The sequence below is a fragment of the Actinokineospora enzanensis DSM 44649 genome, from assembly GCF_000374445.1.
Classification (GTDB): Bacteria; Actinomycetota; Actinomycetes; order Mycobacteriales; family Pseudonocardiaceae; genus Actinokineospora; species Actinokineospora enzanensis.
The window spans coordinates 644,170-658,012 of record NZ_KB894403.1; the positions used below are offsets into that span (position 1 = coordinate 644,170).

Genomic DNA, 13,843 nt, shown 5'->3' on the forward strand with positions numbered 1-13,843 from the left:
GGGTCCGGCCCGCGGGTGCCCACCCGGCCCCCTCGACCGGGCGGACGCGCTAGCGGTGCGCCCCCTGGAGCGCGGCATCCGCCACGGGTTGCCGAGACCTGCGCCGGTACAGCACGTCCGCGGCCAGCAGGACCAGGATGCCGAACTCGGCGACGATGCTCAGCAACGCCTGCGGCGCCGGTTCCAGCCCCGCCTCCATGAACCCGAACAGCCCCACCGTCCGCGACATCAGGAACCCCGCCAGCGTCGTCACCGCCACGCCCGCGGCCAGCAGCCGCAGCATGAGCAGGGAGGTGAACGGCAGCAGGATCGCCAGCGCGAGGGCGCCGGAGGCCTGCAGCAGGAAGCTCGGGCCGATCACCGCGAGCACCCGGTACCCGTGGATGTAGAGGTCGGCGTGGATGAAGCTGGTGGCCGCCAGGCAAATGGCGGCACCGATGCGCAGGAACACAGACGTCATGCCAGTTTCACGTCCTTCACCGCGAGCGAATGGGAGCCTTGCCGATATCCGACCTCCCGGATCCCCAACGCGTCGGCGAGCTGCCCGGCCGGGAGGGTGACCGGTGCGGGGGCCGGGGCGGTGCCGGGCCTGGGGAGCGGGTAGGCCGTGGTGGTGGCGCTGTGGAAGGTGACGTTGCCCTCGGTCTTGGTGAACAGCTGGTGCACGTGGCCGTTGAGGCAGGTCACCGAGGCGAACCGGCGCAACAGGTTCAGCACCTGGGCGGCGTCGTCGGTGCCCCAGCCCCACTGCGGGTACATCGCGAACAGCGGGATGTGGCTGAACACGACGATGGGCGTGTCCGCGGACAGGCCCGCGACGTCCTTGCGGACGAACTCGATCTGGTCGGTGCCCAGGTGCCCGAGCTTCTCCAGGCTGAGCGTGTTGACCAGGGCGATGAAGTGCACCCCCTTCAGGTCGAAGCTGTACCAGCCGTCGCCGACCGAGCCCTTGCCGAACGCCGCCCGGTACTTCTGCCCGGCGTCGTCGACCGAGTCGTGCTCGCCGGGGACGGTGAAGTGCCCGCCCGCGCGCATCGTGCCCATCATCTGCCGGACCTGGTCGAACTGGGCCGGTGTGGACAGGTGCGTCAGGTCGCCGGTGTGGATGACGAAATCCGGCTGGTACGGCAGGGAGTTGATCTGGTTGACCGCACGGGTGAACGAGTCGGTGACGGCGGTGTTGGCCGGGCCGGTGAAACCGATGTGGCTGTCGCTGACCTGCACGAACCGCAACGCGTTCGGGTCGTCCACCACGGGTTCGGCCGCCGCGCCCGGGGTGTGGATGTGGCTGATCACCTCGCCGCTCGCGACCGTGAGCACGACGGCGGCGCCGAACCAGGCGGTGTGCCGCAGCAGCTGGCGGCGGGTCATGCCGTGCGGGTCCTCGCTCACGCGGTCACCTCGACCGCGGCGGTCATGAACGGGTGGATCGTGCACAGGTACTCGAACCGGCCGGGCACGGTGAAGGTGTACTTGTACGTCTCGCCGGTGTTCATGGTCGGCGACTTCAGCGGCCCGTTCCCGTTGCTGGTGACCGTGTGCGGCTCGGTGTCGCCGTTCGTCCAGGTGACCGTGGTACCGACCTTGACCCGCACCTGCGCGGGGGCGAACGCGAAGTCCTTGATGGACACCGTGTCCGCGGCGACCGGGGCGCCCGCCGGAGGCGCGGCCATGGACATGCCCGGCATGGCCGACATGTCCACAGTGGACGGTGCGGTGGCCGGGGTCCCGGAACCGCAGGCGGTCAGGGCCAGCCCGGCGGCGAGGACGGCCGACAACCGTTGTGCGACAACCAGTTTCTTCATGCCAAGGGATACCGGACCGGGTTACGGCGGCCCGTGGTCACCGTCAGGTGGCCACGGTGGGCACGAACACCTCCACGTGACCGCCGGACTCGCGCACGAGCAACGTCGGCAGCGGTCGCAGCTGGATGGGCAGCTGGTGGCGCAGCACCCGGCCGTCGACGGCGAACGCCGTGTGGTGGCACGGGCAGTCCAGCTCGCGCGCGGTCCGGTCCAGGCTCAGCTTGCACCCCAGGTGCGTGCACACCCCGGACACGCCGCGGACCTGGCCGCCGACGCGCTCCACGAACCCGGTCAGCGTGCCGAGGTCGAACTGGTGCACGCCGCCCTCGGGCAGGTCGCGGCCCGCCACGACCGCCTGCCACTCCCCCGCCTCCGGCATGATCACCGAGGGCGCGGTGTCGGGCAGCGCCACGGCCTCGACGACCAGCCGGTCCACCGCCACCCCGACCGCCGCCGACGCCGCGGCCACGGAGGTCACCTGCACGAACCGCCTGCGCCCCTGGTCGCGCGGCTCCAGCTTCTTGCGCAGCCGGGCGTGCAGCGAGGCCACGAATTCCTCGCCCGGCGCGCCCTGCTCCGACCCGCCTGCGCCGAGCAGCACGGCGGCGCGGGCGTCCGCCGCCTCCTGGTCGGTGACCGGTGTCGTGCGGCGACGCACCAGATTCCGGATATACCGTCGAACTCCGGACATCACGTCTCCACTCCGCCTGCGACCTCGCCCGCCCGGCGCACCGCGCGGTGCTGCAGGACCTTCACGTTCGCCACCGTCACGCCCAGCTCGGCCGCGGCCTCCTTGAGCGAACAGCCCTGCAGGAACCGCAGCCGCAGCACGTGCGCGTACCGCTCGGGCAGCGCCGCCAGGATCCGCTCGGCGCGCTCCCCGGCCCGCGCGTCGATCAGCTCCGGCACGGTCTCGGCCACGTCCCGCTCGTCGTCGAAGGTGGTGATCTCGCGCCCCAGCGTGCGCCGCCAGTGCTCGGCCAGCACCGTGCGCGTGGTCGCCACCAGGTAGGTGCGCACCTCGCCGACGCTCGCCGACAGCCGCAGCGGCCGCAGCGCACGCAGGAAGACCTCCCCGGTCAGGTCCTCCGCGTCGGCCCGGTTGCCGACCCGGGAGAACATCAGCCGGAACACCCGGTCGACGTTGTCCCGGTACACCGCCTCCCAGTCCGGGTATGCCTCGGCCGACACCACTCGCAGCCGCGCCCTCGGCTCGTCCTGGCCGCCCGACTCACGCCGGGCGGGTAAGCGTCGCCCCACCCCACACCATCCGGCACCCCTCTCCCCGGTCGAATTCCTCCGAACCTGGATAGGGGCCAGGGTTACACCGGGCCGGGGCTATTCATAACTTGCCAGGTAGGCGGCGGCCAGGTCGGCGTCGCCGTGCCCCTTGGCCGAGGCGCGGGCGAGCCGGTCGGCGGCCGCGGCCACGCCGTCGAGCCGGATCCCGAGCCGGTCGGCGGCGGCGAGCACGAGGCGGGCGTCCTTCTCGGCGTTGTCGACGGAGAACGTGACGGCGTAGTCGTCCGCGCGGATGGCGCGGGCCTTGGCCTGCAGGAAGCCGCTGTCCAGGGGGCCGTCCGCGATCACGTCGAGGGCGTGGTCGGCGGACACGCCCAGGCCCTCGGCGAGGGCGAGCATCTCGCCGACGCTGGTGGCGAGGGTGATGACCAGGGTGTTCAGGGCCAGCTTGAGCCTGCTCGCGGCGCCCGGCTCGGTGCCCACCCACACGGTCTTCTTGCCGATGACGTCGAACAGCGGGTCCACGGTATCGCGTTCCGGGCCCGCGGCCACGATCACCAGCCTGCCCTGCTCGGCGGGCTGACGCGTGCCGGACACCGGCGCGTCGACCAGTGCGAGACCGTGGTCGGCGGCGAAGGTCGTCAGGCCGTCGATGTCCTCGCCGACGGTGCTCGACTGCACCCAGACCACGTCGTCGGCCAGGCCGGGGGCGGCGGCGGTGATGATGTCGAGCACGGCCGGGGCGTCCTTGACGATGGTGAGCACGACCTTCGCGCCGCGCACCGCCTCCTCGGGGGTCTCGGCGACGTGGACGCCCGCGGCGGCCAGCGGGTCGGCCTTGGCCCGGTCGCGGTTCCAGGCGCGCACGTCGAACCCGGCGGCCGCCAGGTTGCGGGCCACCGGCGCGCCGATGATCCCGGTGCCGAGCACGGCCACCGTCGGTCGCGTCGAGGTCATGCCGGATCACTCCTCTGGGTCGGTTTCTCGAACGGGCGCAGCACCATCGCCACGATGGACTCCAGGTGCGCGCGCGGCATGGTCTTGCCCAGGACCCGCAGGCCGTACATCGAGCTCAGCACGTGGCGGGCCAGGTCTTCGGGTGGGTCGGTCATGGCGGGCTCGCCATCGCGGATGGCGTGCGTGAGGGCCTGCTCCATACGTCGGAAGACGGCGGCGACGAGGCGGCGCGCGGCGGGATCGTGGTCGGCCAGCTCGATGGCGGTGTTCACCGCGAAGCACCCGCGCGGCTCGTCGGGCGCGGATTCCTCGTCGACGACGGCCATCAGCAGCGCCCGGACCCGCTCGTGCAGCGTTCCACCGCCCGCGAGGAGCCTTTCCTGCCTGGTTGTCCACACTGACTCGTATCGGCGCAGCGCCTCGTGGAACAGCTGTTCCTTGCTGACGAAGGCGTGGTAGAGGCTGCCCCGGCCCAGACCGGTGGAGTCGACGAGGTCCTGGGCCGAGGTGGCGTGGAAACCCCTGCCCCAGAACGCCTTCATGGCACCGTCGAGCACCCGGTCGGGGTCGTACGCCTTGGGGCGGGCCATGACCGTGACGATAGCAGTTGTGTAACGCTCGTTCAAGTATGGTCGCGCGGCCCGGGGTCGAACCGGGCGCCCCGGGGATATGAGTCCCGGGTGGTCGCCGGACACCGCGCGGCAGCGTCCCCGCCAGGACTCGAACCTGGGACCTCCGCATTCGTAGTGCGGCGCTCTGTCCAGCTGAGCTACGGGGACCGGGGGTGGCATTCGGCGTGAAATGCGTTGGCGCGAAACGAGAAAGCCGCCCGGACCGGGGTGTCCCGATGGGCGGCCGCGCGACATGACCTGGGTCAGATCATGTCTCGGCAGCCGCGGCGGGGCATGCGCATCGTCGATCGGCGTCGCATAGCCACTCCTTCCGCTGTCCGGTGTGCGCACAGCTTGCGGCACGACGGGTCGGCGGTCAAACCCATTTAACGGCAGGGCAGGATGAGCAGATCGCTACCGGACCTGGGGGGCACTCGTGCTGATGATCCTGTTGTCCGTGTGCAGCGCCTGCGCTTTCGGCGTCGCGGACTTCCTCGGGGGCAAGGCGACCCGGGGCGCGCACGTGCTGCGGGTGGTGGGGATCAGCGCGCCCGCGAGCCTGGCCGTCGAGCTGGCCGTGCTGCCGTTCCTGGGAGCACAGTGGACGGCGGCGGCGGTGGGGTTCGGCGCGTTGTCCGGGGTCGCGTCCGCGTTCTGCTTCGCCCTGCTCTACCTGGCATTGTCGATGGGGCCGATGAGTGTCATGGCACCCATCACGGCCATCGTGTCCGCGCTGCTGCCCGTGCTCGTCGGCGTGATCCGCGGTGAGCACCTGACGTTCACCGCGGCGCTCGGCATCCCGGTGGCGGTGGCGGCCATCGCGCTGGTCACGATCCGGCGGCGCACCGGCGGGCACGTGGTGTCGCCCCGCGCGGTCCTCGTCGCGGTGGGGGCCGGGGTGGCGATCGCGGCCCAGCTGATCCTGCTGAACGCGGCACCGCACGACAGCGGAGTGGCGCCGCTGGTGGCCGGGCGGGCGGTGAGCAGCGTCGTGGTCCTGGGCGTCGCCTTCGCGGTCCGGCGGCGGATCGGCCGGGGCGAGGTGCCCGTGGTGACGGCGGCCGCCGCCGGGTGCATCGACTCGGCGGCGAACCTGTTGTTCCTGCTGGCTTCCCGCGAGGGGCTGCTGAGTGTCAGCGCGGTGATCGTCGCGCTCTACCCGGCCGCGACGGTGCTGCTCGCGGCGGTGGTCCTCAAGGAGCGTGTCGGCCGTGCCCAATGGCTCGGCCTGGCGGCGGCCGCCGCGGGCGTCGCCCTGCTCGCCGCGGCCTGACCGCCCCGAGCCCCCGAGCGGCGCTGGTACCGTACCCGACCAGGAGAGATACGAGGCTCGGGACGGGTGAGGTTGAGCGACGACGAACAGGACGAGTCCGACTCGTCCAGCGTGCCGGACGAGGTGCACACCATCTGCTTCCTGTGCGGCGGTGGCGGGGCGATCGCCGACGCGAAGCTGGCGGTCGTCGGCGGTCAGCCGCGGACCGTCGACAACGGCAGGCCCTGCGCGCTGTGCGCCACCGAGGGGAACCTGGCGGGTATCGTCCCGCCCGTCTGAGGTCGGTCGATGACGGACGCCCTCACTCGGTACACGGGCGAGGTCAAGGGAGCCGGACGGACACCGCATTGCGGAACACGTCACGCGGGTCCCAGATGGACTTGACGCTTTGCAGGCGGGGGTAGTTCTCCTTGTGCAGCAACTGTTGCACGCTCAACCCCGAACCGTTCCAGGTCGGGTCCAGCAGGTCGAGATCCGGCCAGTTCACGTGCAGCCCGTCGGTCCGGTCGTCGGGCACCGGGACGCCGCCGGTCGCGGCGAACAGGTCGCGGTAGAAGGTGCGTGTCCAGCCGAGGTGCTTCGGGTCGTCGGCGGGCACGTCCCACACGGTGTTGACCGAGGCCACCATCGTGCTGGAGCGGTGCGGGGTGGCCGTGGCGTCCGGGGCCACCGCGTTGATGCGGCCGCCGGAGGTGGTGACGGCGAGGTTGGCGGGGGCGTACTGGTAGTCGGCGCGGGTCAGGTAGGCGTGGATGGTCCTGGCCTGGTCGTCGGTGAACCGTTTACGCAGATAGGCCACCTTGGTCTTCCAGCGTGCCTGGCCGAGGACGCCCTGCGAGGCGGCCGCGTCCGGGGCGTTGGTCGAGTTGGTCAGCCACGGCATCGGGCCGATCTTCACCGGCCGTGCGGTGAGACCCGCCGTGACGGCCGCCAGGTAGCCGTCGAGAACGGACTCCGCGCCGGGGATCGTGGGGTCGACCTGGCCGATGACGAACATGCTGCCCTTCGCCCTGCTGGTCGCGTTGAACGCCCCGTACAACGCGGCACCCGGCGCGCCCGGGGCGCTGTTCTGCTCGACCCACGTCCCCCAGTTCGCCGCCAACCGGACGAAATCGGCCTCGGTCAAGGTGGACCAGTCGACCACGACCCGGCCCAGCAGCATGGATTTCGGCGCCTTCGGCAACAACGCGGTCGGATCGGACGAGGTCGCGTCCGGGGAACGGAACCAGAACCGGGTCACCAGGCCGAAGTTGCCACCGCCCGCGCCGGTGTGCGCCCACCACAGCCCACGATTCGGATCGGTGCGCTCCCGCGTGGCCACGACCGCGCGGGCCCGGCCGTCCGCACCCACGACGACGATCTCGATGGCGTAGAGGTGATCCGCGATGCCACCGTACAAACGCGACTGCGCGCCGAACCCGTTGCCCGGGATGTGACCGCCCGCGCCCACCGTCGGATAGACGCCGCCGGGCAGGGTGACGCCCCAGCCGTAGTCGAGCGTGCGGTAGACCTCGGCGAGCGTGGCGCCGGGCTCGACCATGAACGCGTCGCGGTCCGGGTCGAACCGGACCGCCCGCATCTCGGTGAAGTCCACGACCACCTGCGTGTCCGGGGCATCGACCACGCCGTCGAGACTGTGCCCGCCCGAACGCGCCACGACCCGCTTGCCCGCCGCGACCGCGTCGTCCACCACCCGCACCACGTGGTCGGTGGTCCCGACGATGTGGATGTGCTCGGGCTGCGACACCAGGCGCTTGTTGAACCGGCGCAGCAACAGGTCCTGGTAGCGCGGATCGCCCGGGGTGACGTCGACCGGTCCGGGCGGCACCGGCCGCCCGGCAGGCTGAGCGGCGACCGGACCGGCGACGGCGACACCGAGCGCGGCCGACCCCGCGCCCGTGAACAGCACCCGACGGGAAATCCTGGGCATGCGCGTTCCCCCTGGACTGGCACGGAAAGGCGGGCATTCCACCGTCCGCGACCCTATCCAGAACCGGACGCCACGCGGAATGAGCGCGCACAATTCCCGGAAACGAGGGACAAGAGTCCCGAACGAACCGGGACGGCACGCGTTTCAGCGATCCAGTTCCGCGAGAATCCGCTGGGCCCGCTCACGATGCGCCCGAGCGGCGGTCGGCTCCCCCAACAACTCCAGGGTCGCGGCCAGTTCCCTATGCGTGTCGGCGAGATGGAAGTGCGTGCCCAGTGCTTCCTGCTCGGCGATCGCCCGCACCTGACAGGTCGCCGCCGGGACCAGCCGCCCGAGACCGCGCAACGCGAGGGCCAACGCGGCCAGGGCGTTGGCCTGCCCGTAGCGGTCGTTCTTGGCACGGAACAGCGGCAGCGCTCGACCGTGCAGTGCCACGGCGCCAGGATGGTCGCCACGCCGGGTGGCGATCCGTCCCAGGAGGTTCACCGTGCTGGCCCGCCCGATCGTGTCGTCGAGCGCGGTGTATCGGCGCAACGCCTCGGTCGCGTCGGCCTGCGCTGCGCCGAGGTCGCCCAGGCGCAGGTGACTGCCCGCGCGGCCGTTGAGGGTGTCGGCGAGGGTGTTCGGGTCCGCGTCGGGCAGGTCGAGCACCGCGCTGTAGCAGTCGCGGGCCTGCTCGCACTCCCCGAGTTCGTTGTGCGCACGGGCCAGGCCGCGCAGGGTCCGGGTGACCGCGACCGTGTCCCCCAGCGCCCGCGCCGCACCGAGCGCGTCCCGTTGCGCGGCCACCGAGTCCTGCCAGCGGCCGTGGAGGTAGAGGAAGTTGACCGCCGTCCACGGCAACTGCCAGGCCCGTTCCCGATGCCGGGTCGCGGCGGCCAGGCGAGCGGCGGCCAGCAGGTTGTCGATCTCGGCGGTGAACCATTCGATCGCGGCGGCGTAGTCGGCGATCACGGGGGCACCGGGCCCCGGCGGCAGCGGGATGGGTTTGCGGTGGGAGTTGAGCAGCCGGTCCGCGCGGAATGCCGTGTGCAGATAGTGGTCGAGCATCGCCGTCACGGCGGCCTCGCGCGCGTCCTCGGGTTCGTCGGCCATGCAGCGCTCCTTCGCGTACGCGCGGACGAGATCGTGAACGCGGTAGCCCGTCGCGGACTCGGTGACCAGGTTGTGCGAGACGAGCTCGGCGAGCGCGGAGCGGCTGTCGGTGTGCAGCACGGCGGCGAGGTCTGCGGACACGGTGTCGCCGGGGTGCAGGCCCAGCAGGCGGAAGAGGCGCGCGGCGGGAGCGGTCAGACGGTAGTAGGACCAGGACAGTACTGCGGACATGTCGGCGGCCGGGGCATCCAGGGACAGTGCGCTCAGTCTGGTCCGTTCATCCGCCAGGTCGCTCACCAGCCAGGCCAGTGCGGCGGTGGGGCGTTGGGCTGCGGTGGCGGCGGCGATCGACAGTGCGAGCGGGAGTCCGGCGCAGAGTCGGGCGATCCGCTCGATGGCGGGTTTCTCGGCTGTTGCGCGTTCTTGGCCTATATAACCGGTGATGAGTGTGCGGGAGTCGGTGGGCTCCAGTGGGGGTAGGTGGATGTGGTCGGCGCCGTAGAGGGCAGACAGGGCGCTGAGGCGTCTGCGGGAGGTGATGACCGTGAAGCAGCGGCCGTCGCCGGGGAGGAGCGGGAGGACTTGGTCGCTGTCTCGGGCGTTGTCCAGGATGACGAGGATCGCTTGTTCGTGGACCAGGTCGCGGAACAGGGCTGTGCGGGTGCCGAGGTCGGCGGGGATCCGATCCGGGGGGATTCGCAGAGCGGACAACAGCATGAGTGCTGCTTGCGCCGGGTCGACGGGGTCGCCGGAGGGGGCGAAGCCTTTCAGGTCCATGTAGAGCTTACCGTCGGGGAACGCTGTCGACGCCTTGCCCCAGTGGACGGCGAGGGTGGTCTTGCCTACGCCTGGCGGGCCGTCGATCACGCAGACCCTGGCTTGGTCGGTGGCTGTGGTGAGGTGGTCGGTCTCGGGGGCGCGGCCTACGAAGTGGCGGGTGACGGCGGGAAGTTGGTCCGGGGGGCGGGTGCTGGGGGTCTGGTGGAGGTGCACGTTCCCGTACACGGCTCCGGCATGGAGCACGGTGCTGTGGGCGCCGTGCGGTCGGTTGTCCACGGGAGGGATCATCTTCCTGTTGATCTGTCTGTGGTGAAGCTCCGGGCCATGTCGGCGATTCCGGAAGCCAGGGACCGTACGTCCTTGATCACCCTGGGCGGCGCCGTGTTCGGGCACTGCAGCGGAGCCAGCGCATCCGTCGCCCCCTGCCCCAATCCCCGCACCACGATCCGAACCCCACGAGCACAAAGCTCCCGAGCAAGCCGAACCGGCTCCTCCGGCTCCCCGATGTCACCATCACCGAAGATGCACAACACCCGATCAGTGTCATACGGAACGATATCCCCCTCAGCCGCCCGCAAAGCGGGCAACAACCGAGTCCCCCCACGAGCACTCGCCCCGTCAAGCGCCAGAACGATCTCCGCGTGCGGCGTCCCGATGACCAGCTGCATCGCCACCCCGTGGTTCCACAGAATCAACCCACACCGGTAATGCGCCTGCTCCGCCTCACGAAGAAACCGCCGAGCGCCCTCGACCGCCTCCCCCAACCGACCGGTCATCGAGCTGCTCACGTCCAAGCACAACAACGCCACCCCGCCATGCCGCGATTGCAGCAACGGCAAGTACTTCCCGGGCGGACACTGGGTAAGCCCGACGCCCTCGAAGTTGTCCCGCGTCCAGGTAGCCACGTCACTGTCCGATCGTCAGCCCGGCAACGGTCTCGGTCAACCGCGCCGACGCCGCGCTGTCCACCACCCCGTCGACATATGCTCGCAACGACAACTCGACCCCGGTGCTCGGCTCCCGGGCGGTCACCGACAACAACCCGTCCGCGCTGACGTCCAGGGTCACCTCGATCGGTGTCCCCGCGGGCGTGTTCGGCAATCCGGTCAACACCCCGTCCAGCACCCGCCGGTTGTCCTCGACACGTGTGGACGGGATGTCCCCCGCCTGTTCGTAGATCTCCACCCGCGCCGTCCGCTGGCCTTCCAGGATCGTGCCGAGCCGAACAGTGGAACGGGCCGGAAGCGGGTCGTTGCGATGGACCAGGTGCTCCACCACGCGTCCGCCGTCCGGGTCGTGGCTGTCGGAGATCAGGACGCCGAAGCTGCGGGGGACCACGGATCTGGCCGTGCCGGTGCCGGCGCCTGCCAGTTGGTGGGCGCGGCGGGCCGCGCCCAGTACCACCGCCAGGTCCGGGTCGACCAGGCGTGGGGTGCGGCCGAAGGCGGCCGAGACGGCCTCGGCGATGGCGGGCATGCGGGTGGCGCCGCCGACCAGGATGATCTCGTCGAGGTGCGGGACGCCGCGTTCGGTGGCGGCGCGCAGGCAGCGGCGGGTGATCTCCAGGGTGCGTTCGACCAGGTCGGCACCGAGGGTGCGGAGGGTGTCCCGGTCCAGGTCGACCGTGACGGCGGTGGTGCCGTCGCGCAGGGTGGTGCGGTGGTGCAGGCGGGTGCTCATGGCTCGTTTGACGTCCTCGGCCGCGGCGGCCGTGCGGGCAACGAACTCGTCCTCGTGTTCCGGTTCGCCCGCGACGCGGACGAAGCTCTCCACCAGGTGGTCCGTGAGGCGTTCGTCCCAGTCGGCGCCGCCCAGGCGGGGGTCGCCGTCGGTGGCGATGACGCAGGCGCCTGCGGGGTCGATGCGCAGGACGGTGGTGTCGAAGGTGCCGCCGCCCAGGTCGTAGACGAGGACGGCGCCGCCGCGGCCGTAGTGCAGGGCGGCGGCGACCGGTTCGCTGAGCAGTTCCAGCACCTCGATGCCCGCCAGCCGGGCCGCCTGGTAGGTGGCCTCGCGTTCGCGGATGCCGAAGTAGGCGGGCACGGTGATCACCGCCCGGACCGGGCCGCTGGTGCCCAGATGCGCGTGCGCGTCGGCGACCAGGGCACGCAGGATGATGGCCGACACCGACTCCGGGGTGTGCGCGACGCCGTGGAAACGCATGCCGAACTCGGTGCCCATCTGGCGTTTCACCAGGGCCACCACGTTGTCCGGGTCGTGCGGGAGCGCGTCCGCGGCCGCCCGGCCGACGACCGCCTCGGTGGCGGAGGTGAACGCGACCACCGACGGCGTGGTGGGCTCGCCCATCCGGTTGGGCAGCACGACGGGTCCGCCGCCCGCGTCCACGGCGGCCACCGCCGAGTAGGTGGTGCCCAGGTCGATGCCCAGCACAAGGGTCACAGCGGCCGCCAGCCCCAGTCGATCCAGGCCTGGTGGATGCCCTCGATCACCGAGGCGACCCACGCGATCAGGCCCGGGGCGGCGTAGCCGAGGGTGACGGCGCCTGCCGCGAGCACCAGCCCGACGACGGCCAGCAGCACGCCCCGGTGCACGCGGTAGTCCGGTGGGGTCATGCCACCTCCTCCGAGCGTCGGGGCCTGCCCGGCACCGCGAACCCGGTGCGGGACAGCAGCCAGTCGAACGGGGCGGCGGGCGAGTCGGTGGCGGGCGTGCCCGCGACCGAGGCCACCACGAAGAACCCGACCTCGGCGAAGTCCCGGCGCGCGGCGAGCACGAGGTTGTCCAGGCCCGCCGCCATCAGCCAGTCCGCCACCGCGCCGGGTCGGCCGGACAGCAGGTCGGCCGCGGGTGCCATGCCGGTCAGCAGGTCGGCCTTGACCACCGCGATGGCGAGCCTGCGTTTGCCGGTGTCCACGTGGAAGTCCCGCAGCCTGCGCACGGTCAGGTGGTAGGTCTGCTCCGGGTCGGCGACGGCCGGGTTGGCCCTGGTCACCGCGGGCGCGCCCGCCCCGCCGAGCTGGTCGCGCAGCCAGGGCACGGAGAACGGGTCGACCACGAACACCAGGCCCTGGGCGTGGTCGAGGAACTCCAGCGAGGTGTTCTCGTCGCGGTCGAGGAACGACTCCCCGGCGGCGTCGAACAGGTGCAGCAGGGCCCGCCGACCGCCCGCGGTGAGCCGGGCGGTGATGGCCGGGGGCAGCGCGGTGGAGGTCTTGAGCGTGGTGGCGCCGCTGAGGATCACGGCGGTGCCCTCGTCGAAGGCGGCCCGGCTGTCCTCGTCGACGAAGTCCAGGGTGCCGCCGACGGCCGCGACCCGATCGCGCAGGGCGAGCATGCCCGCGTAGACGAGCCGGGTCTTGCCCGCCAGGACCGGGCCGAACACCGGCAGCCGGATGTCGGTGAGCACGGCCGCGCCGCGCCGCAGCGGGGTCTCGCAGCGCGGGCAGGTGGCCGTCATCCGGCCGGACGCGCGCAACACCGTGGTGGGCAACCGGGTCCCGCACGCGCACCGCCGCCACAGCGCGCCCAGCTTGCCCGGCCGGATGTCGTAGTGCGCGCCTCCGCAGGAGGGGCAGTGGAACAGCGGCACGTCGGTGACGTAGTAGCAGGCCGGGCAACTGCCCGACGCGCGCCGCAACCTCCGCACGGCAATGTCCACTGTGCGGACCGGTCCCAACACCAGCAACCATCCCGCCCGGACCAGCAACACCACCACGGCACAGATCATCGCGAGCGCGAGCCAACCCAGAACCAGGCCCGCGGTCGCCAACGCGAGCGGCGGACCCGCCAGGATGCCCACCCCCACATGGGTCCGGCCTGCCAGGTCACGCAAAGACCGCCACCTCCGCCGGATCTGCTCGGCCATACCGTCGACGATCGCCCGCTGGTCGACACGCCACTGCGCCACCACGTACACCGGCCACGCCTGGTCACGCGGGTCCGCGCCGCGTCGCTTGAGCACCGCGCCGGACCGCACCTGGTCCGGCGTCACCAGCGGCGGGCCCCAGCCGTGCCGGTCGGAGAGCACGGCCAGCAGCACCACGAACGCCCACCCCACCCCGGTGAGCAGGGCCAGCACGCCCACCACGAAGTAGAGCGGCAGCAGGATCCACAGCAGCGCGGCGAAGAACAGCCAGATCGCCAGGTAGATCAGGACGATGGCGACGATGCCGCCGATGACGTACTGCAT

General features: G+C 71.7%; 15 protein-coding genes and 2 tRNA genes. 2 read left to right on the forward strand and 15 right to left on the reverse strand.

Going from position 1 to position 13,843, the window contains the following annotated elements:
* Positions 1 to 49: 49 nt before the first annotated feature.
* The 9 genes from C503_RS37595 to C503_RS0102675 all read right to left on the reverse strand — a co-directional run bounded on the left by C503_RS37595 (position 50) and on the right by C503_RS0102675 (position 4,783).
* Complete coding sequence (locus tag C503_RS37595; RefSeq protein ID WP_018680650.1) at positions 50 to 460, reverse strand: hypothetical protein; 411 nt, start codon at positions 458 to 460, stop codon at positions 50 to 52.
* Positions 457 to 1,392 carry a metallophosphoesterase family protein gene (locus C503_RS0102645; RefSeq protein WP_018680651.1) on the reverse strand — a complete coding sequence of 312 codons (936 nt, stop codon included), beginning with the start codon at positions 1,390 to 1,392 and terminating at the stop codon, positions 457 to 459. Before C503_RS0102645 ends, C503_RS37595 begins: the two co-directional genes overlap by 4 nt.
* Complete coding sequence (locus C503_RS37600; protein ID WP_018680652.1) at positions 1,389 to 1,805, reverse strand: cupredoxin domain-containing protein; 417 nt, start codon at positions 1,803 to 1,805, stop codon at positions 1,389 to 1,391. The genes C503_RS0102645 and C503_RS37600 overlap by 4 nt, the downstream gene beginning before the upstream one ends.
* Positions 1,806 to 1,848: 43 nt before the next feature.
* Positions 1,849 to 2,496: a QcrA and Rieske domain-containing protein gene (locus C503_RS0102655; protein WP_026315911.1), complete on the reverse strand. Its 648-nt coding sequence runs from the start codon at positions 2,494 to 2,496 to the stop codon at positions 1,849 to 1,851.
* A complete protein-coding gene (locus tag C503_RS37605; RefSeq protein ID WP_051114715.1) occupies positions 2,496 to 3,065 on the reverse strand; it encodes an RNA polymerase sigma factor in 570 nt (189 codons plus the stop codon). The genes C503_RS0102655 and C503_RS37605 overlap by 1 nt, the downstream gene beginning before the upstream one ends.
* 78 nt (positions 3,066 to 3,143) lie before the next feature.
* On the reverse strand, positions 3,144 to 4,004 hold the full coding sequence (locus C503_RS0102665) for an NAD(P)-dependent oxidoreductase (RefSeq protein WP_018680655.1): 861 nt from the start codon (positions 4,002 to 4,004) through the stop codon (positions 3,144 to 3,146).
* A complete protein-coding gene (locus C503_RS37610) occupies positions 4,001 to 4,594 on the reverse strand; it encodes a TetR/AcrR family transcriptional regulator (RefSeq protein ID WP_018680656.1) in 594 nt (197 codons plus the stop codon). The genes C503_RS0102665 and C503_RS37610 overlap by 4 nt, the downstream gene beginning before the upstream one ends.
* Positions 4,595 to 4,633: 39 nt before the next feature.
* A tRNA-OTHER gene (locus tag C503_RS45625) sits at positions 4,634 to 4,705 on the reverse strand.
* Between the two features lie 4 nt (positions 4,706 to 4,709).
* Positions 4,710 to 4,783, reverse strand: a tRNA-Arg gene (locus C503_RS0102675).
* Between the two features lie 274 nt (positions 4,784 to 5,057).
* On the opposite strand from C503_RS0102675, the gene C503_RS0102680 reads away from it, so the two are divergent.
* Positions 5,058 to 5,888 (forward strand): EamA family transporter, encoded by an 831-nt coding sequence (locus C503_RS0102680; RefSeq protein ID WP_245572380.1) that lies wholly within the window; start codon positions 5,058 to 5,060, stop codon positions 5,886 to 5,888.
* 66 nt (positions 5,889 to 5,954) lie between these two features.
* Positions 5,955 to 6,167, forward strand: coding sequence for a hypothetical protein (locus C503_RS37615; RefSeq protein WP_018680658.1), 213 nt, complete (start codon positions 5,955 to 5,957; stop codon positions 6,165 to 6,167).
* A 43-nt stretch (positions 6,168 to 6,210) separates the two neighbouring features.
* On the opposite strand, the gene C503_RS0102690 is transcribed toward C503_RS37615, so the two are convergent.
* The 6 genes from C503_RS0102690 to C503_RS37625 all read right to left on the reverse strand — a co-directional run bounded on the left by C503_RS0102690 (position 6,211) and on the right by C503_RS37625 (position 13,843).
* Positions 6,211 to 7,818, reverse strand: a complete 1,608-nt coding sequence (locus C503_RS0102690; RefSeq protein ID WP_026315912.1) for an FAD-binding oxidoreductase — start codon at positions 7,816 to 7,818, stop codon at positions 6,211 to 6,213.
* A gap of 144 nt (positions 7,819 to 7,962) precedes the next feature.
* Positions 7,963 to 9,969: a tetratricopeptide repeat protein gene (locus tag C503_RS37620; RefSeq protein ID WP_051114716.1), complete on the reverse strand. Its 2,007-nt coding sequence runs from the start codon at positions 9,967 to 9,969 to the stop codon at positions 7,963 to 7,965.
* Positions 9,970 to 9,977: 8 nt separating this feature from the next.
* Positions 9,978 to 10,598: a VWA domain-containing protein gene (locus C503_RS48805; RefSeq protein WP_018680660.1), complete on the reverse strand. Its 621-nt coding sequence runs from the start codon at positions 10,596 to 10,598 to the stop codon at positions 9,978 to 9,980.
* A gap of 1 nt (position 10,599) precedes the next feature.
* Positions 10,600 to 12,093 (reverse strand): Hsp70 family protein, encoded by a 1,494-nt coding sequence (locus tag C503_RS0102705; RefSeq protein WP_018680661.1) that lies wholly within the window; start codon positions 12,091 to 12,093, stop codon positions 10,600 to 10,602.
* The gene (locus C503_RS45630) at positions 12,090 to 12,266 is read right to left on the reverse strand and encodes a hypothetical protein (protein ID WP_018680662.1); all 177 of its coding nucleotides are present in this window, start codon (positions 12,264 to 12,266) and stop codon (positions 12,090 to 12,092) included. Before C503_RS45630 ends, C503_RS0102705 begins: the two co-directional genes overlap by 4 nt.
* Positions 12,263 to 13,843, reverse strand: a complete 1,581-nt coding sequence (locus C503_RS37625; protein ID WP_018680663.1) for a TRAFAC clade GTPase domain-containing protein — start codon at positions 13,841 to 13,843, stop codon at positions 12,263 to 12,265. Before C503_RS37625 ends, C503_RS45630 begins: the two co-directional genes overlap by 4 nt.

What these genes read in the sequence shown, in the direction of transcription:
- C503_RS37595 (WP_018680650.1), bottom strand. Translation starts at nt 460, where the DNA reads ATGACGTCTGTGTTCCTGCGCATCGGTGCCGCCATTTGCCTGGCGGCC.
- C503_RS37600 (WP_018680652.1), bottom strand. Translation starts at nt 1,805, where the DNA reads ATGAAGAAACTGGTTGTCGCACAACGGTTGTCGGCCGTCCTCGCCGCC.
- C503_RS0102655 (WP_026315911.1), bottom strand. Translation starts at nt 2,496, where the DNA reads ATGTCCGGAGTTCGACGGTATATCCGGAATCTGGTGCGTCGCCGCACG.
- C503_RS0102665 (WP_018680655.1), bottom strand. Translation starts at nt 4,004, where the DNA reads ATGACCTCGACGCGACCGACGGTGGCCGTGCTCGGCACCGGGATCATC.
- C503_RS37610 (WP_018680656.1), bottom strand. Translation starts at nt 4,594, where the DNA reads ATGGCCCGCCCCAAGGCGTACGACCCCGACCGGGTGCTCGACGGTGCC.
- C503_RS0102680 (WP_245572380.1), top strand. Translation starts at nt 5,058, where the DNA reads ATGATCCTGTTGTCCGTGTGCAGCGCCTGCGCTTTCGGCGTCGCGGAC.
- C503_RS0102690 (WP_026315912.1), bottom strand. Translation starts at nt 7,818, where the DNA reads ATGCCCAGGATTTCCCGTCGGGTGCTGTTCACGGGCGCGGGGTCGGCC.
- C503_RS45630 (WP_018680662.1), bottom strand. Translation starts at nt 12,266, where the DNA reads ATGACCCCACCGGACTACCGCGTGCACCGGGGCGTGCTGCTGGCCGTC.
- C503_RS37625 (WP_018680663.1), bottom strand. Translation starts at nt 13,843, where the DNA reads ATGCAGTACGTCATCGGCGGCATCGTCGCCATCGTCCTGATCTACCTG.